This window comes from Synechococcus sp. UW69, assembly GCF_900474185.1.
In the GTDB taxonomy this organism is placed as follows: domain Bacteria; phylum Cyanobacteriota; class Cyanobacteriia; order PCC-6307; family Cyanobiaceae; genus Parasynechococcus.
Genome location: NZ_UCNW01000009.1, coordinates 256789 through 275363 on the forward strand (window position 1 = coordinate 256789; position 18575 = coordinate 275363).

19 protein-coding genes are annotated in these 18575 nt (G+C 60.7%); 13 read left to right on the forward strand and 6 right to left on the reverse strand.

Annotated elements, in window-relative coordinates; genetic code table 11:
• Positions 1 to 2 precede the first annotated feature (2 nt).
• Entirely contained in the window at positions 3 to 1070 is a 1068-nt protein-coding gene (locus DXY29_RS08945) for a 3-deoxy-7-phosphoheptulonate synthase (RefSeq protein WP_115025020.1), read from the reverse strand.
• A gap of 96 nt (positions 1071 to 1166) precedes the next feature.
• Between DXY29_RS08945 and acnB the strand changes: the two genes are divergently transcribed.
• From acnB to DXY29_RS08960, 3 genes are read left to right on the forward strand one after another with little or no spacing between them, the layout of a single operon-like run.
• Complete coding sequence (gene acnB, locus DXY29_RS08950) at positions 1167 to 3749, forward strand: bifunctional aconitate hydratase 2/2-methylisocitrate dehydratase (RefSeq protein WP_115024682.1); 2583 nt, start codon at positions 1167 to 1169, stop codon at positions 3747 to 3749.
• An 18-nt stretch (positions 3750 to 3767) separates the two neighbouring features.
• On the forward strand, positions 3768 to 5213 hold the full coding sequence (locus tag DXY29_RS08955; RefSeq protein ID WP_115024683.1) for a ClC family H(+)/Cl(-) exchange transporter: 1446 nt from the start codon (positions 3768 to 3770) through the stop codon (positions 5211 to 5213).
• Positions 5214 to 5269: 56 nt separating this feature from the next.
• Positions 5270 to 6838, forward strand: a complete 1569-nt coding sequence (locus DXY29_RS08960) for a radical SAM protein (RefSeq protein ID WP_170952176.1) — start codon at positions 5270 to 5272, stop codon at positions 6836 to 6838.
• Here DXY29_RS08960 and DXY29_RS08965 read toward each other — a convergent pair.
• A complete protein-coding gene (locus tag DXY29_RS08965; RefSeq protein ID WP_115024685.1) occupies positions 6774 to 8057 on the reverse strand; it encodes an O-antigen ligase in 1284 nt (427 codons plus the stop codon). The two genes, DXY29_RS08960 and DXY29_RS08965, sit on opposite strands and share 65 nt — an antisense overlap.
• Entirely contained in the window at positions 8054 to 8908 is an 855-nt protein-coding gene (gene purU, locus DXY29_RS08970; protein WP_115024686.1) for a formyltetrahydrofolate deformylase, read from the reverse strand. Before purU ends, DXY29_RS08965 begins: the two co-directional genes overlap by 4 nt.
• Before the next feature lie 72 nt (positions 8909 to 8980).
• Here purU and psbQ point away from each other — a divergent pair, with 72 nt between their 5' ends.
• Together psbQ and DXY29_RS08980 are read left to right on the forward strand one after the other, a co-directional pair.
• The gene (gene psbQ, locus DXY29_RS08975) at positions 8981 to 9430 is read left to right on the forward strand and encodes a photosystem II protein PsbQ (RefSeq protein ID WP_115024687.1); all 450 of its coding nucleotides are present in this window, start codon (positions 8981 to 8983) and stop codon (positions 9428 to 9430) included.
• An 8-nt stretch (positions 9431 to 9438) separates the two neighbouring features.
• Positions 9439 to 10497: an FAD-binding oxidoreductase gene (locus tag DXY29_RS08980; RefSeq protein WP_115024688.1), complete on the forward strand. Its 1059-nt coding sequence runs from the start codon at positions 9439 to 9441 to the stop codon at positions 10495 to 10497.
• A gap of 44 nt (positions 10498 to 10541) precedes the next feature.
• On the opposite strand, the gene dnaK is transcribed toward DXY29_RS08980, so the two are convergent.
• The gene (dnaK, locus tag DXY29_RS08985; RefSeq protein ID WP_115024689.1) at positions 10542 to 12455 is read right to left on the reverse strand and encodes a molecular chaperone DnaK; all 1914 of its coding nucleotides are present in this window, start codon (positions 12453 to 12455) and stop codon (positions 10542 to 10544) included.
• 116 nt (positions 12456 to 12571) lie between these two features.
• Here dnaK and DXY29_RS08990 point away from each other — a divergent pair, with 116 nt between their 5' ends.
• From DXY29_RS08990 to DXY29_RS09005, 4 genes are all read left to right on the forward strand, one after another.
• Positions 12572 to 13441 carry a shikimate dehydrogenase gene (locus DXY29_RS08990; RefSeq protein WP_115025021.1) on the forward strand — a complete coding sequence of 290 codons (870 nt, stop codon included), beginning with the start codon at positions 12572 to 12574 and terminating at the stop codon, positions 13439 to 13441.
• 25 nt (positions 13442 to 13466) lie between these two features.
• Positions 13467 to 13943: a Tic20 family protein gene (locus DXY29_RS08995; protein ID WP_115024690.1), complete on the forward strand. Its 477-nt coding sequence runs from the start codon at positions 13467 to 13469 to the stop codon at positions 13941 to 13943.
• A gap of 80 nt (positions 13944 to 14023) precedes the next feature.
• The gene (gene rpsF / locus DXY29_RS09000) at positions 14024 to 14410 is read left to right on the forward strand and encodes a 30S ribosomal protein S6 (protein WP_115025022.1); all 387 of its coding nucleotides are present in this window, start codon (positions 14024 to 14026) and stop codon (positions 14408 to 14410) included.
• Between the two features lie 41 nt (positions 14411 to 14451).
• Positions 14452 to 14802 carry a hypothetical protein gene (locus tag DXY29_RS09005; protein ID WP_115024691.1) on the forward strand — a complete coding sequence of 117 codons (351 nt, stop codon included), beginning with the start codon at positions 14452 to 14454 and terminating at the stop codon, positions 14800 to 14802.
• Here the strand turns inward: DXY29_RS09005 and DXY29_RS09010 are convergent.
• Both DXY29_RS09010 and DXY29_RS09015 read right to left on the reverse strand, forming a co-directional pair.
• Positions 14794 to 16005, reverse strand: a complete 1212-nt coding sequence (locus DXY29_RS09010; protein ID WP_115024692.1) for an argininosuccinate synthase — start codon at positions 16003 to 16005, stop codon at positions 14794 to 14796. The genes DXY29_RS09005 and DXY29_RS09010 overlap by 9 nt on opposite strands.
• On the reverse strand, positions 16005 to 16211 hold the full coding sequence (locus tag DXY29_RS09015; RefSeq protein ID WP_115024693.1) for a hypothetical protein: 207 nt from the start codon (positions 16209 to 16211) through the stop codon (positions 16005 to 16007). The genes DXY29_RS09010 and DXY29_RS09015 overlap by 1 nt, the downstream gene beginning before the upstream one ends.
• Positions 16212 to 16297: 86 nt before the next feature.
• Between DXY29_RS09015 and DXY29_RS09020 the strand changes: the two genes are divergently transcribed.
• The 4 genes from DXY29_RS09020 to DXY29_RS13525 all read left to right on the forward strand — a co-directional run bounded on the left by DXY29_RS09020 (position 16298) and on the right by DXY29_RS13525 (position 18574).
• Entirely contained in the window at positions 16298 to 16567 is a 270-nt protein-coding gene (locus tag DXY29_RS09020; RefSeq protein ID WP_115024694.1) for a DUF3134 domain-containing protein, read from the forward strand.
• A 137-nt stretch (positions 16568 to 16704) separates the two neighbouring features.
• Positions 16705 to 17739, forward strand: a complete 1035-nt coding sequence (mraY, locus tag DXY29_RS09025) for a phospho-N-acetylmuramoyl-pentapeptide-transferase (protein WP_244279379.1) — start codon at positions 16705 to 16707, stop codon at positions 17737 to 17739.
• 416 nt (positions 17740 to 18155) lie between these two features.
• A complete protein-coding gene (locus tag DXY29_RS09035; RefSeq protein ID WP_115024697.1) occupies positions 18156 to 18404 on the forward strand; it encodes a hypothetical protein in 249 nt (82 codons plus the stop codon).
• The gene (locus DXY29_RS13525; RefSeq protein ID WP_170951220.1) at positions 18404 to 18574 is read left to right on the forward strand and encodes a hypothetical protein; all 171 of its coding nucleotides are present in this window, start codon (positions 18404 to 18406) and stop codon (positions 18572 to 18574) included. The genes DXY29_RS09035 and DXY29_RS13525 overlap by 1 nt, the downstream gene beginning before the upstream one ends.
• Position 18575 lies beyond the last annotated feature (1 nt).

Genomic DNA, 18575 nt, shown 5'->3' on the forward strand with positions numbered 1-18575 from the left:
TCTCAAGCAGTGACCGTCTGTTTGCGACTGGCAACGGCCGCGGCCAGATCATCCAGCAGCGCTTCGGTGGTCTCGAGGCTGATGCAGGCATCCGTGACGCTCTGGCCGTAGGTCAGCTGCGACAAGTCGGCGCTGAGCTTCTGATTGCCTTCCACCAAATGGCTCTCAATCATGACGCCCATCACGTGATTGGACCCACCCCGCAACTGCTCGGCAACGCTGGCCAGCACCTCCGCCTGCCGCCGGAAATCTTTGTTGCTGTTGGCATGGCTGCAATCCACCATCAGCCGGTCCTGCAGACCGGCCTGGCTCAACTCCGCCGCGGCCGCCTGCACGGCCTCCAGGTGGTAGTTGCTGCCTCGGCTGCCTCCGCGCAGCACGAGATGTCCATAGGGGTTGCCCGTGGTGCTGACGATCGAGGCATGACCCTCACGATTGATGCCGAGAAAATGATGCGGCTTCGAGGCAGCCTGCATGGCATTGATCGCGATGATGGCGCTGCCGTTCGTGCTGTTTTTGTAGCCGATCGGCATCGACAGACCTGACGCCATTTCACGGTGGGTCTGACTCTCCGTCGTCCTTGCACCGATCGCAGTCCAGCTGATCAGATCAGCGATGTACTGCGGAACCACTGGATCGAGCAGTTCCGTTGCAGCAGGCATTCCCTCACGGGCGAGATCCAGCAGCAATCCCCTGGCCCGACGCAGACCCGTGTTGATGTCATAGGAGTCATCGAGATGGGGATCGTTGATCAACCCCTTCCAACCGACCGTGGTCCGGGGCTTCTCGAAGTACACCCGCATCACCACATCCAACTGATCCTTCAGGCGCTCACGGATGGGTGCCAAACGCTGGGCATACTCACGGGCTGCTTTGACATCGTGCACGGAGCAGGGACCCACCACCACGAGCAAGCGGTCGTCACGACCGCTGAGAATGTCCTGGATGCGCTGGCGGGCGGACGCCACGGTCTCGAGTGCCGCCACATCAATGGGCAGCTCCTGATGCAACACCGCAGGGGCAACAAGGGGACGTGTCTCCACCACATGCAAATCGGAGGTGGTGGCCATGAGTGGACGCGAGAGTCCGACCAAGGCTACGCACCCCGCTCACTGTCAACAGACACGGTCCGGAAGAATGGTGTTCGTCCCTGAACAGAGATCTCCATGCTGAGCGCTTACCGCGAGCTGGCCGCCGCCCGGGAAGCCCAGGGCGTTCCCGCTCTTCCGCTCAATGCCGAGCAGACCCAGGGACTGACCGAACTGCTGCAGAACCCTCCTGCCGGCGAAGAAGCGTTCCTGATGCACCTGCTGAGCGACCGGATCCCCCCGGGTGTGGATGAAGCCGCTTACGTGAAGGCCACATGGCTCAGCGCCGTGGCCCAAGGAGAAGCCACCAGTCCCCTGGTGTCACCGCTGGAAGCCACGCGCCTGCTGGGGACGATGGTGGGCGGATACAACGTGGCCGCCCTGATCGAGCTGCTGAAGAACCCTGACGCTGCACTGGCCGGCTGTGCTGCGGAGGGACTCAGCCGAACGCTGCTTGTTTACGACGCGTTCAACGAAGTGATGGATCTGGCGGCAGGCAACCGCTTTGCCCAACAAGTTGTGGACAGCTGGGCCGCAGCCGAGTGGTTCACCTGCAAGCCGGAACTGGCCGACAGCATCACCGTCACGGTGTTCAAGGTCGAGGGCGAAACCAACACAGACGATCTCTCGCCGGCCACCCACGCCACCACCCGGCCGGACATCCCTCTCCATGCCCTGGCGATGCTCGAAACCCGAGATCAAGAGGGTCTGAAAACGATCGCGACCCTGAAAGACAAGGGCCATCCCGTGGCTTACGTCGGTGACGTGGTGGGAACAGGAAGCTCCCGCAAGAGCGCCATCAACTCGGTGCTGTGGCACACCGGCAATGACATTCCCCATGTGCCCAACAAACGGGCCGGTGGCGTGATTCTTGGCGGCAAGATCGCCCCGATCTTCTTCAACACCGCCGAGGACTCCGGCGCCCTACCGATCGAATGCGATGTCAGTGAACTGAACACCGGTGATGTCATCACGATCCGACCCAATGCCGGCACGATCGAACGCGACGGCACCGTGGTGAGTCGGTTCGAGCTCAAGCCCACCACGATTAGCGACGAGGTGCGGGCCGGCGGTCGCATCCCCCTGATGATCGGTCGCGCCCTCACCGACAAGATACGCACCAAGCTTGGCCTCAGCCCTTCGGAACTGTTCATCCGCCCCTCGGCACCGGCGGACACAGGCAAGGGCTTCACCCTGGCTCAGAAAATGGTGGGCAAAGCCTGCGGCCTCGCCGGCGTCCGACCCGGTACCAGCTGCGAGCCGCTGATGACCACCGTCGGCTCCCAAGACACCACCGGCCCGATGACACGGGACGAAATGAAGGAACTGGCCTGCCTGGGCTTTTCCTCCGACCTGGTGATGCAGAGCTTCTGCCACACCGCCGCCTATCCGAAGCCGGTGGATCTGCAGACCCAAAAGGACTTGCCCGACTTCTTCGCCCAACGCGGTGGCGTGGCTCTGCGGCCGGGTGACGGCATCATCCACAGCTGGCTGAACCGGATGCTCCTCCCCGACACCGTCGGCACCGGCGGCGACAGCCACACCCGCTTCCCCCTCGGCATTTCCTTCCCAGGAGGCTCCGGGGTTGTGGCCTTTGCGGCCGCCATCGGCGCCATGCCGCTGGACATGCCGGAATCCGTGCTGGTGCGCTTCAGCGGGTCATTGCAACCCGGCGTCACCCTCCGGGATGTGGTGAATGCCATCCCCTGGGTGGCCATTCAGCGGGGGCTACTCACCGTTGAAAAGGCCAACAAGAAAAACCTGTTCAATGGCCGGATCATGGAGATCGAAGGTCTCCCCGACTTGAAGCTGGAGCAAGCCTTCGAACTCACCGATGCCAGCGCCGAGCGCTCCTGCGCCGGCTGCACCATCAAGCTCTCAGAAGACACGGTGAGCGAATACCTGCGCAGCAATGTGGCGCTGCTTAAGAACATGATCGCCCGCGGCTACAGCGATGCCCGCACCCTGGCCCGCCGGATCAAGGAGATGGAGGCCTGGCTGGCCAACCCGCAGCTGATGAGCGCCGACCCTGACGCTGAGTACGCCGAAGTACTGGAAATCAATCTGAACGAGCTCACCGAACCCGTGGTGGCCTGCCCCAATGACCCCGACAACGTGAAGTTGCTCAGCGAGGTGGCCGGTGACCCGGTACAGGAGGTTTTCATCGGCTCCTGCATGACCAACATCGGTCATTACCGAGCCGCGGCGAAAGTGCTGGAAGGCGCCGGTCAGAACACCGCGCGCCTCTGGGTCTGCCCCCCGACTCGAATGGACGAGGAAACCCTGAAAGCCGAGGGCTACTACACCACCTTCGAGGCCGCAGGGTCCCGCATGGAGATGCCGGGCTGCTCCCTTTGCATGGGCAACCAGGCCCGCGTGGAGGACAACACCACCGTGTTCTCCACCAGCACCCGCAACTTCAACAATCGCCTGGGCAAAGGTGCTCAGGTGTACCTGGGAAGCGCTGAACTGGCCGCCGTCTGCGCCCAGCTGGGTCGAATCCCCACGCCGGAGGAGTACAGCAGCATCGCGGCCGAGAAAATCGATCCCCTCTCCGACGAGCTCTACCGCTATCTGAACTTCGATCAGATCAGCGGTTTTGAAGACCAGGGGCGTGTGGTCAGTGCTGACGATGAAGCAACTGTTCTGGCTCAGGCCTGATCCCTAATCACCTCATCTGTGCCAGCCCTGAGCGAACCCAAACAACGACGCCACCTCCTGGGCTCCAGCCGGAGCATCAGGAGGTTGTTGGAGCGCCGCTGGCTGGTGGTGGTCCTGGCTCTGGCGCTCACTGGACTCGGAGCAGCCATCACCGGCCTGCTGTTCACCAGCGGTATCAACCTGCTGCGGGACTGGCGGCTCGATCTGCTCGATGAATTTCCTGCCTGGGTGGTGCTCCCCGCCCTCGGCGCCATCGGGGGCATGGTCTCCGCCTGGCTGATCACCAACCTGTCTCCAGCAGCTGGCGGAGCGGGGATCACCCACATCATGGGTTTCCTGCGCCACAGGTCGGTGCCGATGGGGCTTCGGGTGGGCCTGGTGAAGCTCGTGGCCGGCATCATTGCCATCGGCTCAGGCTTCCCTCTAGGCCCAGAAGGCCCAGCTGTGCAGATGGGCGGCTCCGTTGCCTGGCAGATGTCCCGCTGGCTGCGGGCACCGGTGGCCTTTCGGCGAGTGATTGTCGCTGCAGGCGGCGGAGCAGGCATTGCCGCCGTGTTCAGCGCTCCCATCGGCGGATTCATCTACGCCATCGAGGAGCTGCTCCACTCCGCTAGGCCCGTGGTCCTGTTGCTGGTGATCATCACCACCTTCTCGGCCGACACCCTGGCGGATGTGCTCGGCTTCCTCGGTCTCGACCCTGGGGGCAGTGGGTTGAACAGCACCATCGGTTTTCAACTGGAGCGGGAATACACCCCCCTGGTGCGCTTCCTGCCTGTCGATCTGCTGTACCTGATCGCTCTCGGCGTGGTGATCGGCGTGCTGGCAGAGCTGTACACCCGCTACGTGCTCACCATGCAGCGGCAGGGCAACCGTTGGTTCGGTGACCGGCTGATTCTGCGCATGACCCTGAGCGGACTCGTGTTGGGCTGCGTCTATGCGGCCCTGCCCGACGCCTTCCACAACCCCAGCGAGCTGAAGCACCTGATCGGAGCCGGCAAGGCCGACATCAGCCTGGCCCTCGCCAGCTTTGTGGTGCTGTTCTTCAGTACCGGTCTAGCGGCGGGCTCAGGAGCACCGGGGGGACTGTTCATGCCGATGCTGACGCTGGGAGGAGCCATTGGTTTGGCCGGCGGCATTGGCGTTGAGGCCCTCACCGGCCACGTTCCCACCACTTACGTGTTCGCTGGCATGGGTGCCTTCGTTGCCGGCTGTTCGCGAACCCCGATATCAGCCATGTTCCTGGCGTTTGCGCTCACCAAGGATCTGCTCATCCTCAAGCCCATCCTGGTGGCCTGCCTCACCAGTTTCCTGGTGGCCCGGTTGTTCAATCCGGATTCCATCTACGAACGCCAGATGGGTATGGAGCTGGCCTCCGAAGACCGAATGCAACTGCGCTTGAACCGTCACCGCCGACCGTTTGAAGCCCCCACACCAGCCAAAGGCCCTTCAGGAGATCCACTCTGAACCAGGAAACACTGCTGTTTGAGCCGGCCTTACCGGAGCCCGGAGCCCTGCAGGCCGTGTTGGCCTTTCCCAGCTCCTATTCCGTGGGGATCACAAGCCTGGGTTATCAGATCGTCTGGGCCACGTTGGCGCAGCGCAGTGATGTGGATGTTCGGCGACTGTTCACGGACCAGCACGATCCCTTGCCCCGCCATTGCGATCTGTTCGGGCTCTCCCTGAGCTGGGAACTCGACGGCCCTGTGCTGCCGGAGCTACTGCAAAACCAGCGGATTCCGATCTGGGCCCTGGAGCGGGGAGATGAGGACCCCATCGTGTTCGGCGGCGGACCGGTGCTCACGGCCAACCCCGAACCCTTGGCACCGTTCTTTGATGCCGTGCTGCTCGGAGACGGCGAACTTCTGCTGCCCGCCTTCATCGACGCTCTGCAGAGCTGCCGGCAGGCATCGCGGGCGGAACGACTCAGACACCTGGCTCAGGTTCCAGGGGTATACGTGCCGTCGCTGTATGCCCCGCAATACGACCCAGACGGCGAGCTGATCGGCATCGAACCGATCGATCCAGCGGTTCCAGCCCTCGTCGAAAAGCAGACCTGGCGAGGCAACACCCTCAGTCACTCAACGGTGGTCACCCCTGAGGCCGCTTGGCCCGACATCCACATGGTGGAGGTGGTGCGCAGTTGCCCTGAACTTTGCAGGTTCTGTCTGGCCAGCTACCTGACCCTTCCGTTCCGGACGCCGTCGTTGGATGACGGTCTGATCCCAGCCGTGGAGAAAGGCCTGCAAGCCACCAAACGCCTTGGCCTGTTGGGTGCTTCCGTCACCCAGCATCCCCAGTTCGCCGACCTCCTCCACTGGCTGGATCAGGACCGTTTCGATGACACCCGCGTCAGCGTTAGCTCGGTGAGAGCAGCCACCGTGACCCCGGATTTGGGTCGGATCCTGGCCAAACGGGGCAGCCGCTCCCTGACCATCGCCATCGAAAGCGGCAGTGAACGGATGCGCGAGGTGGTGAACAAGAAACTCACCACGGAGGCCATCCATGGGGCGGCCCGCCATGCCAAACAAGGCGGCCTCTCGAGTCTCAAGCTCTACGGGATGGTGGGCTTGCCGACGGAATCGGATGACGACGTCGAAGCAACGGCAGATCTCCTGCTGGCCCTCAAAAAAGGAACAGCCGGACTGCGCTTTACCCTGGGGGTGAGCACCTTTGTACCCAAAGCCCAGACCCCCTTCCAGTGGCAAGGGGTCAGACCGGAAGCTGAGAAGCGCCTCAAACGCCTGGCCAAAAGGTTGAAACCGAAGGGAATCGAGTTCCGACCGGAGAGCTATGGATGGAGCGTGATTCAGGCCCTGCTCTCCCGCAGCGACCGTCGCCTGGCCCCGGTGATCGCGGCCGTTGGCGAAGACCGCAACAGCATGGGCGGCTGGAAAAAGACCTACCGGGCTGCTCTCAACGGTGAGCTCCAACCGATGCCAGGGCCAGCCCTGCCGCCGCCGCCGCAATGGAGTGCCGTGATCCACGAACCATGGGAGGCCTCACGGATCCTGCCCTGGACCCACCTCAGGGGGCCCCTAGCTCCGACGACGCTGCGGAACCATCACGATCAGGCCTTGGATCAGGAGTAGGAGTCTGCGCAACCTCCTGGTTAAAGGCAGCCAAACCCGCCAACAGCGTCCAGCCGAGAATGTTGAGGCGACTGTCGAAAAACGGCAGGTCGGTGGCATGCATCGCCACCAACACCAGCGTGGCGGTCCACCAGGCCCGTTCCATCGGTGCTTTTTGCAGGATCCCCTTTCGCAGCGCCACAACCAGCAACAGGAGCACCGTTCCGACAATCAACAGCATCACCGGAAGGCCGTGGCTGATCGCCAACTCCAGCGGGAGATTGTGGGAATGGCCATGCCATCGCTTGGCCGCATAAATCGGATAAAGCACGCTGAACGCGGCTGCCCCCCAGCCAAGCCAGGGACGGGCCGCAACCAACTCCAAGGCATACCCCCACTGGCCCAGACGGGTGTGTTTCCAGGCGGTGGGCCCTCCCCGCTCCAGAAGCCGATCGAGAATCGGCTCCGGCACCACAGCCATGCCCAGTTGACGCCATCCAGGGGGGACACCGGGCAGCACCACCAAGAACAACGGAGAGGCCAACAACAACAGGAGGGGGAGCAACCAGAACCACTGCATCGGTCCCAGAACGAAGGGAATCGCCAAGGCCAGTGCTCCCATGGCATTGCGCGACTGGGTGAGCAAAACAGCAACAACCGTCGAAAGCGTGAGCAACAAAGCCGCACCACGCCGCCTCCACCCATCCGGTCGCAGAACAGCCGCCAGCATCAAAGGCCAAACCACCCCGAGCCAGGCTCCCGCCATGTTGGCGTAATCAAACAGGGCCGAAAGCCGCCCTTGCGGCTGGCCACCGGGGGCAACGAACCAGATGATGGCGCCGCCTCCAAGTTGCCAGGGACCCTGCCAACCCAGAAACATTTGCCCCAGGCCGGTCAGCAGCACCGGCAAGGTTCCGGCCAGCAACATCCAAGCCGCCTGGCGGCGCTGCCGTTCGCTGGCGAGATGGGGCCGAAAGGCCCAGAAAGCCCAGAAAAATGGCAACCAATTGGCCAACCCAGCCCAGGCAAGGGATCCTGTTTCGGCCACCAGGGACCCCACCAGCATCAACAGGGAAGCGACAAGAAACGGTTGCGTCCAGCGGTCCTGCCAAACAGGACAATCCCTGCCACGACTTCCGCTGACACAAGCCACAAGGAGACAGATGCCCGAGAGCAGAGCACTGGAGGGAAGCAGAAAAAGGCCGAGCTGGAACGCCTGACCGCCGCGATGAGACGTCATGCAAAAACGGCGGTGCGTCCTCGGTAAACCATCACCTGACGGCGCAGATGCAAGCGAAGGGCCCGCGCCAGAGCAAGGCGTTCGGTGTCACGGCCCTTGCGGATCAGATCCTCCACCTCATCCCGATGGCTGACGGGAACCGTGGTTTGCTCAATGATCGGACCATCATCCAGATCCTCGGTGACGTAATGCGCTGTGGCACCGATGAGCTTGACCCCACGGTCCCAGGCCCGGTGGTAAGGCTGCGCGCCCTTGAACGCTGGAAGGAAGGAATGGTGAATGTTGATGACCTGTGGAAATCGCTCGAGAAACTCCGAACTAAGAACCTGCATGTATTTGGCCAGCACCGCAAGTTCAACGGCGTTCTCCTCAAGCAGCTGCAAGATTCGGTGCTCCGCTTCGGCCTTGGAATCCTTTCTGACAGGCACATAAATAAAAGGAATCTCGAACGACGCACACAGGGGTTCCAGATCCGGATGATTGGCGATGACCAAGGGAACCTGCATCGGCAGCTCTCCGCTTTGGACACGCCAAAGCAGATCCTGCAAACAATGGCTCTGCTTGCTGGCAAAGATCGCCACGCGGGGAAAGGCGTCTGAGAAGTGGAGCTGTGCCTCACCACCAAGCCGCTCTCCCAGGGCCTGAGCTGCCTCGGGCAGGGCATCCCGGGGAATGCCGAAACCCTTGAGCTGCCATTCGATCCGGCTGAGAAACAACCCCGCTCCGGCGTCGGTGTGGTGATCGGCATGGCGAATGCTGCCGCCATTGGCTGCCACCCAACCCGCTAATTCGCTGACCAAGCCCGGGCGGTCGGGACAGATCATCTGGAGGATGACCGTGGCGTCACTCACAACAACCTTTGAAAAACAAATTCTCCCGCGCAGGAGGGGCTGGTTAAAGTCGCAGAAAATTTTTTGATCACCATGCTGAAGGCTCTGAGACGCCTGGCTGCGTTCTGCCTCTGCGTCGCGTTGAGCATGGGTCTGATGGCCCCGGCTGCTGTCGATGCTGCCGGCATCAATCCTGATGATCTGGGGGTGATCCGCCGCCAGGCCGCGGCATTTGAAGCCACCAAGTCTCGTCTGCCTGATCTAGCCCGGCTGGTGAGTGAAGAAGACTGGGTGTTCACTCGCAACCTCATCCACGGCCCCATGCAGGAAGTGGGCCGGGAAATGCTGTACATCAACCAGCGCTTGGATAAGAGCGACCGCAAAGCGGCCGACAAGGTGGCCCGCTCCTTGAAGGAAGCCATGGCCGATCTTGATGAGGCAGCGCGTCTGCAGGATTTCAGCCGCATGCAGAAGTCCTACAGCGCCGTCGCAGCCGGATTTGACGCCTACAGCGATCTGATCCCTGCTGAGGCCCTCAGCTGACCCGCTCCATTGGTGTCATTGGTGCTGGAGCCATTGGCCTCAGCACCGCCTGGCATCTGGCCCAACGAGGTCATCATGTCTCTGTTTACGACCCTCGCCTGAACGACCCCGTTCATCGCCAGGGATCGGCAAACGATCTCAGTGGCACGTCAGCCTCTCTTGGGGTGCTGATGGGACATGTGTTTCGCCGCAGCAGCGGGCGGGGCTGGAGGCTTCGCCGCCGGAGCATGGAGCTCTGGCCGCAATGGATCAGAGCGCTTCAAACGCACCAGCCTGAGCTCAAGCTCCATCTGGGCTTATTGCAAATCGCCGAGGACGAACAAGCGGCTGAACGGATGGAGTGGCTTGCTAGCCAACGCGTCGACCTGGGCCTGGAAATAGTCTCCAAAGAAGTGCTGAACAAGGTCTGGCCGACGGCCAGCCATGGTGGGCTCCACTCGCTTCAAGACGGTCGAATCGACCCGCTGCTGCTTCAGCAAGCTCTGCGAGAGGCTCTGAATGAACAGAGCGTGAAGCAGACCACCACAGCAGTGGTCCACCTGGAGCGCAACAAAAACCGGTGGAGTGTGCATCGAGCTGACGGTGAGAGCACAATCCATGACGTCGTTGTGCTGTCCACAGCACTGACCACGGATGCTCTGCTGGAACCCCTGGGCCACGCCCGAGCGATGACGCCGGTGTTGGGCCAGGCTCTGTCACTCCAGCTAACGACGGGGCCAACGAGCTGGACCCACTGGCCCTCAGTGCTGGTGGATCAGGGCTTCAACCTGATTCCCACATCACCCGGGCGCTTGCTGCTTGGGGCCACCGTGGAACCGGGTGATTGCGCTTCGGCAGACCCTCTGATCTTGATGCGCAGCCTGAATGAACGGGCACCTGCATGGCTGCGCACTGCCACCGTGTTGAGCCACTGGAGCGGCCTGCGAGCCCGACCCGTGGATCGCCCTGCACCGCTGCTGGAGGAGCTGGAGCCTGGACTGATTCTTGCCAGCGGGCATTACCGCAATGGCGTGCTGCTCGCACCTGCCACAGCGGAGTGGGTTGCCGCTGCACTCGAGCAGCCATGAAAAAAGGGCCCCGCAGGGCCCTAACGCGTCGATGGATCAACCGATCACTTGGTCTCAGTGAACTCCGCGTCGATAACGTCGTCGCTGGCGTCACCACCACCGGCGTTAGCACCGGCACCGGCATCAGCACCAGGAGCTCCGCCGCCCGCTGCAGCACCCTCCTGCTGATAGACGGAAGCACCAACGGTGTAGAGCTCCTGCTGCAGTTCCTCCAGCAGGGTCTTCATCGCGTCGTAGTCGTCTTTCTCGGTGGCTTCCTTGAGCTGGAGGCGCTTCTCCTCCAGCTTCGCCTTGGCGTCAGCATCGACTTTGTCGCCCAGTTCGCCCATCTGCTTTTCAGCTTGATAAACGAGGGTTTCGGCCTGGTTCTTAAGGTCGATCTTCTCGCGCTTCTCCTTGTCAGCGCTGGCATTGGCCTCGGCGTCCTTCACCATCTTGTCGACTTCGGTATCCGACAGGGTCGAGGCACCGGTGATCGAGATGGACTGCTCCTTGCCGCTGCCCTTGTCCTTAGCGGTGACGCTGAGGATGCCGTTGGCATCGATGTCGAAGGTCACCTCGATCTGAGGCACGCCGCGGGGTGCCGGAGGAATGCCATCAAGACGGAAGGTTCCGAGCGACTTGTTGTCGGATGCCATCTCGCGCTCGCCCTGGAGCACGTGAATCTCCACGTTGGTCTGACCATCCACAGCCGTGGAGTAGGTCTCTGTCTTCTTGGTGGGAACCGTGGTGTTGCGGGTGATCATCTTGGTCATCACACCGCCGAGGGTCTCCACACCCAGAGAGAGGGGCGTGACGTCGAGAAGAAGGATGTCCTTCACCTCTCCGGCCAGCACACCGCCCTGGATGGCAGCTCCAACAGCCACCACCTCGTCGGGGTTCACCGTCTGGTTGGGATCTTTACCGGTGATGCGCTTGACCAGTTCCAGCACCGCCGGGATGCGGGTGGAACCACCCACCATCACGATCTCGTCCAGCTCACCGGAAGAGAGCTTGGCGTCCTTGAGCGCCTGCTCCACGGGCATGGCACAACGATCAATCAGCTTGGAGGCCAGTTCCTCGAACTTGGCGCGGGTCAAGGTGAGGTCTAGGTGCTTCGGACCCTCGGGCGTTGCCGTGATGAACGGCAGGTTGATCTCGCTCTGAGTGGCATTGGACAGCTCAACCTTGGCCTTTTCAGCGGCCTCGGTCAGACGCTGCAGAGCCTGCTTGTCCTGACGAAGATCAATACCTTCGTTGGATTTGAAGGTCTCGGCCAGGTGATCCACGATCACCTTGTCAAAATCGTCACCGCCGAGGTGGGTGTCTCCGGCGGTGGAGAGCACCTCGAACACGCCGTCGCCGACTTCCAAAACGGAAACGTCGAAGGTGCCGCCGCCGAGGTCGAAGACCAAGATGCGCTCATTGCTCTTCTTATCGAGGCCATAGGCCAGAGCCGCAGCGGTGGGCTCGTTGATGATGCGCAGCACCTCAAGGCCAGCGATCTTGCCGGCGTCCTTGGTGGCCTGGCGCTGGGAATCGTTGAAGTAGGCGGGAACCGTGATCACCGCCTGGGTGACGGTTTCACCGAGATACTTTCCGGCATCCTCAGACAGCTTGCGCAATACCTGCGCTGAGACCTCCTCAGGTGCGAATTGCTTTTCGAGAACCGGGCACTTCACCTTCACGTTGGAGCCGGCCTTCTCAACGCCGTAGCTCACCTCCTTCGATTCCTCGTTCACCTCATCGACACGACGGCCAATGAAGCGTTTGACGGAATAAAACGTGTTGTCCGGGTTCATCACCGCCTGACGTTTGGCGATCTGACCCACCAACTGATCCTGGTTCTTGGTGTAAGCAACCACGGAGGGCGTCGTGCGGAAGCCCTCGGCGTTTGCGATCACGGTGGGCTTGCCGCCCTCCATCACGGAAACACAGCTGTTCGTGGTGCCAAGGTCAATGCCGACAACCTTTCCCATCGTTGCCCACCTCCTGAGATGGTGATTTGAATGGGCTCATCCTCCACATCAGACCCGGTGACAGGCGAGGTGTGGTTCCCGAACAGGCAGGCTGGTGGAGCGATCCGGCCCTGGCAATGATCAACGGCGGCACCAGCCTTTTGGGCCTGCTCGGCAATCCAGTGCGCCACTCGCTTTCGCCGGTGATGCACAACGCAGCCCTCGAATCAATGGGGCTCAACTGGCGCTACCTGGCCCTTCCTTGCGAAACCAAGAGCCTTGATTTGGTGTTGCAGGGTCTCAGGGCCGTTGGCTGCCAGGGCCTCAACGTCACCATCCCGCACAAGCAGGCCATCGCTGAACTTTGTAATGAGCTGAGCCCTCTGGCGCGGCGACTTGGTGCCGTCAACACCCTGGTTCCAGGGGTCGACGGTGGCTGGTACGGCACCAACACCGACGTGGAGGGCTTTCTGGCACCACTTGGTGCCAACGAAGACTGGGCCGGACGCGATGCCGTGGTGATCGGCTGCGGCGGATCGGCCCGTGCGGTGGTCGCCGGCCTGCAAAGCCTGAAGCTGAACACAATCACCGTGGTGGGACGACGAAGCGAAGCCTTGCAGGCCTTCAACACCGATCTGCAACAAGAGAATGCCCCTTTAACGGCCTGCCTCGAGAACGCGCCCCAGCTCAAAGAAGCCGTCGCCCAAGCAGCTCTCGTGGTGAACACGACCCCGGTGGGAATGGCAAAGCACGGTGACCCCAAAGCAATGCCCCTGGGTGCGGAACTCTGGTCAGGGCTGAGCCCAAAGGCGGTTTTGTACGACCTCATTTACACACCAAGGCCCACCAGCTGGCTCACTACCGGGCAACGCCGCGGCCATCGCTGCATCGATGGCCTCGAGATGCTGGTGCAGCAGGGCGCTGCATCGCTGCGGCTTTGGAGTGGACGCCATGACGTTCCAACCGAGGCGATGCGAAGCGCCGCCGAGACTGCTCTTGCGACCTAACGTCGCAGTAAGTCCTAGCCCCACCGTGCAGATTCCCCTCTGGCAGCGGCTACTCGCACCGCTGGTGTACCTGCTCCCCTGGAGTGACGCCATTCCCTTTGGCCTAGGGGCTGACGGTGTGTTTAACCAGATCCCTTTGCTCAGACTGCTGATCGTTCCAGCAGTGCCTCTGATCCAACTGAATCGGGGGGTGCCTTTTGGTGGCCTGCTGCTGTTCTTCGTGCTTTTTCTGGCGGTGGTTCGGAATCCAGCCGTTCCCTACTTCCTGCGATTCAACACTCTGCAGGCCTTGCTCACAGACATCGTGATCGTTGTTCTGAGCTTTGCCTTTGGAATCCTGCTCCAACCGATTGCTGGAGGCAGCTTGCTGCTGAGCACCCTGTCCAGCACGATCGTGATCGCGGTGCTGGCCATTCTGGTGTTCGCTCTTGTGGAGTGCTGGCGAGGGCGTGAACCGGATCTGCCAGGCATCAGCCAAGCCGTGCGCATGCAGCTCTACTGAAGGTGGAGGGGCACACCAGGGGATAAGGTGTTGGATCCGTCGCTCACTCCGGTGAGCCTGAAGCCCCGTTGGAGCTGCCCATGACGCACGATCCGTACTACGAAACCATGTACATCCTCCGTCCGGACATTCCGGAAGAGGAGGTCGAAAGCCATGTCACCAAGTACCGCGACATGCTCGTGGAAGCCGGTGCTGATGTGCTGGACAACCAGATGCGCGGAAAGCGCCGCCTGGCCTATCCGATTGCCAAGCACAAGGAAGGCATCTACGTGCAGCTGAGCCATAACGGTGATGGCCAGCACGTTGCTGTTCTCGAGAAGGCCATGCGCCTCAGTGAGGACGTGATCCGCTACCTGACCGTGAAGCAGGAAGGTCCCCTTCCCGCACCTCGGGTGATGCCCGGTAGTGAAGCTGCTCAGCAACAGCAAGCCGAAACAGCTACAGCTGCAGCTGCATCAGCTGACTGATCAGCATTGTGTGATCCATGGGTGGGCGATAGCGTCCGTCCATGGATTCACAACCTGATCAGCGTCATTCAACAGAACCCGCTTGGAACGAACGTCATGGCGACGTTGAGGTTGTTCGGTTGTTGAAGAAAAGAATCACAGAGCTCGAAGCCGAGATCAAGGCTTACGAAGACCTTCTTGCAGAACTGCCCGACGTTTTTGAGCGTCGATTCCAGCAGCGACTTGAGCCGTTGATGGAGCGGTATCAACTACTGGCTGAACAGGTTGATCAAGAACAGAACGAGCGGCCCCAGCAGGCAGCTCTCCCTGGAACCTCAGAACCGGACAACGTCGTGCGCTTTCCGGGCCTGAGGCTCCCCAAGTTCCTGCAGAGGCAGCAGCGTTCAGCCTGAACGACGGTGGGATGCTGACCAGAGCCGGGTTGGCAGACCCCAGACGTAAATGAAACCCTCCGCAGCACGGTGATCGAACTGATCCTCACTGCCGTAGGACGCCATCTCGGGAACATAAAGACTGCTGTCCGCTGAGCCGCGACCGGTGACCGTGGCTGTTCCCTTGTGGAGCCGGAGACGAACGACACCATTGACGTAGGTCTGGGTGCGATCCATGAAGCCGTCAAGAGCATCCTTGAGGGGGCCATACCAAAGACCTTGGTAAACGAGGTCAGCCCACTGCATCTCCAATTGCCGCTTGCTACGCAGAACATCGGCGGCCAGGGTCAGGCTTTCCAGTTCCTGGTGGGCCTGGATCAGAAGCAACAGCCCAGGCGTTTCATAGATCTCCCGGGATTTGATTCCCACCACACGGTTCTCGATCATGTCGAGACGACCAATGCCGTGGGTTCCCGCCAAACGGTTGGCTTCACGGATCAACGCCACGGGATCCAGACGCTGCCCATTGATCGCAACAGGATTGCCCGCTTCAAAAGCAATCTCGATCTCTTCTGAGGCATCGGGAGCAGCCTCCACCGATCGGGTCATCGCGAAGACCTCTTCCGGCGGAGCCACCATCGGATCTTCCAGAGGTCCAGCCTCGATGCTGCGGCCGAGCAGATTCAGATCAATTGAGTAGGGCGATTTCTTGCTCACCGGGGCGGGCATCCCAAAGCGTTCGCCGTAAGCAATGGTCTCCTCACGGCTCATGCCCCACTCACGGGCGGGGGTGAGGACCTTGAGATCAGGCGCCAGCGCTGCGATGGCCACATCAAAACGCACCTGGTCGTTGCCTTTGCCTGTACAGCCATGGGCGACAGCATCAGCACCCACTTCCCGGGCCACCTCGACAAGGCGCTTGGCGATCAGAGGCCTGGCCAGAGCGGTGGAGAGGGGGTAACGGCCTTCGTACAGGGCATTGGCACGAATCGCCGGAAAGGCGAAATCCTTGATGAACGGCTCGATCAGATCTCCCACCAGCGACTGACTGGCACCGGCATCGAGCGCTTTCTGACGAATCGGTTCCAGCTCATCGCCCTGGCCGAGATCTGCAGCAAATGTGATCACGTCCTCCACGCCCCATTCCTGCTTGAGGTACGGGATGCAGACACTGGTATCCACTCCCCCGGAATAGGCGAGTACCACCTTCTTGGCGCGGCCCATCAATGGGTCTCCTGATCACACTCCTCTGATTCTCTCGTCTCGCCGGCCGCATCCTGAGGTGAGGTCACAAGCAGCCATGCAGCCAACCCCGCAGCCGGAGCAAAGACCAGGACCAGCGCCAGGATCCAGGAGGTCTGCAACGGTTCAGGCCGCTGCAGACCCCACCAGTGCAAGCCAGCACTGATCATCAGAGCCAGACCCCACAAGACAATCAGAAGCGCAGGTTTATTCAGCTGGAGCTCGAAAACAGCACGTGGTCTATCTTGGTTGATTGGCCTGTGTCCGTCCCTGCATGAGCGATCTGGTTGATTTAAACGCCCTGGACAGCGTCAACCCGTCCCTCACCCGCTACGGGCGCCGTGACCCAGCACCCGTGCTGCCCCTGCGAGAGGAGCCCGATCTCCTGTCCTGGCTGGAAACCAGCGGCCGTCTCGTCGCGGACGAAGAATCCGGTTCCCCCGAAGTGAGCACTGTCGAAGAGGAAGAACTCTCGGCGCTCATGGGTGAGAAAGAGGATTACAACAAGGATGACGAGCAAAATGAGGAGCAGTGGGAGGACTGATGTCCCCCAACCACTGACTGGTCGTCACTGAGCGACTCATCTAGGGTCCCAGCGACCAGTCCAGTGCTGCTTTGCAATCCACGGATTCGATCCATCGTCCTTGGTGGGAGAACGGCTCGATTAGTGCCAGCTTGCTCATGCTGGTGGTCTTGGCGACCAGCTTTGCAGCCGACAAATGGATCCCCAATGCGCAGCTGAGCCTGCCTCTGTTGATTTCAACGGTCTGCGCAACCGCTACGGCAGCTTTAGGCATTCCGCTTCTGCGTCGCTTGAAGATGGGGCAGTTCATCCGCGAAGAGGGACCGGAATCCCATCGGAGCAAAGCGGGAACGCCAACGATGGGGGGTCTGCTCGTGGTTCCCGTCGGAGTCATTCTCGGCAGCCTGATCACGCGGGACTCCGTGGCATCGCAACAACTGCTCAGCCTGGCTTCGCTGACGTTGGCATTCATGCTGATCGGCGGCGTCGATGACTGGAGCAGCCTCACCAAACACACGAACACAGGTCTGACAGCGCGAGGGAAATTGCTGCTGCAGGCCCTTGCGGCCCTTATCTTTCTGGTCGTCGCAGCCTGGCAGGGCTGGATCAGCAGCAGCATTGCCTTGCCTTTGGGCCTTGAACTTCCGCTGGGGATCCTGATCTGGCCTTTGGGGCTGTTTGTTGTTCTGGCGGAGAGCAATGCCACCAACCTCACCGATGGCCTGGATGGTCTGGCCAGCGGCTGTGGAGCTCTGGTGTTTACGGGTCTGGCGCTTCAGCTAATGCTGCGAGGGGACAGTGGAGATCCCGCCCTAGCTGGATTTTGCATGACCATGGCAGGGGCGTGGCTGGGATTTCTTGTGCACAACCGAAACCCGGCTCGAGCCTTCATGGGCGACACCGGATCCCTCGCGATGGGGGCAGCCCTGAGTGGTGTCGCCCTGTTGTCCAACAGTCTTTGGCCACTGCTGGTGATGGGAGGCGTCTTCGTGGCTGAATCCCTCTCCGTGATCATCCAGGTTTGGGTGTTCAAGGCCACGAAAGGGCCTGATGGACAAGGCCGACGCGTTTTCCGCATGGCGCCACTTCATCACCATTTTGAGCTGGGAGGCACCGATGAACGAAGCGTGGTGCCTGCGTTCTGGCTGGTGACGGCAGGGCTGGTCTTTGTAGGAGTGGTGGTACATCCCTAAGAGCGAGACAGCTGAAGTGATAGATAACCTGAAAATCTCCGCAGCAATGTGATAATTATTCAACTTAAACACATTAAATTAGACACTCTAAGTGTCTGACGTTCATGAATAACTGAGCCAGCTCAGAAACATGATCAGGCATGAAAATAATAAGAGAAGTGATAGCACTTCTTTGAATGACCTTTACAGCGCAGCAACTCCATTTGTTACTTTTATCGATATTCTTTTCAAATAATGAGTCGTCATCAATAAAAACGATTGACATATCAAAAATAAAAGTAGCGATTAAGAACAAAAACCAAGTGAAGATCGGATTTGAGGCAACAAGACAGTAAAAAAAAGATTTTTATATCCGTCAAGAAAGCTTTCTGCAGCTTACATGCCTTAAAATTGTGCTTTCGAGGCATCAAGGCAGGATGACCTATTTCACCTGGCGTGAATCCGGTCTCACAGCTGACTGTTCGAGCCTCGAAGCGATGGCTGCCCGCTTTGAAGAGTCCGCCAGTTTGATGCGGCGCATGTCCAGCGAAGGATTCCATCTGGAACGGCATGGAACAGAGCAGCGCATCACCCATCCCGATCCCAAGGTGTTTGAAGCCTGGGGATTCGTCAACGAAGAATCACCAGTTCGCCAACTCACGCTGATCCCCGATCTTCAGAACTGATGGAAAACCTGCTTGCCAAAACCGCTGAGCTACTCGCCAGCGCAGCGGCTGATCCCGATCGGGTTCTGCGTTGGGTGCTGATCTATTTCGGTGTGTCGTCGCTTGGATTCATGGGCGTGTGGTTGATCGGAGAAGTGCGTCGTCAGAGCAACAACGCCGATTCGAACTGAG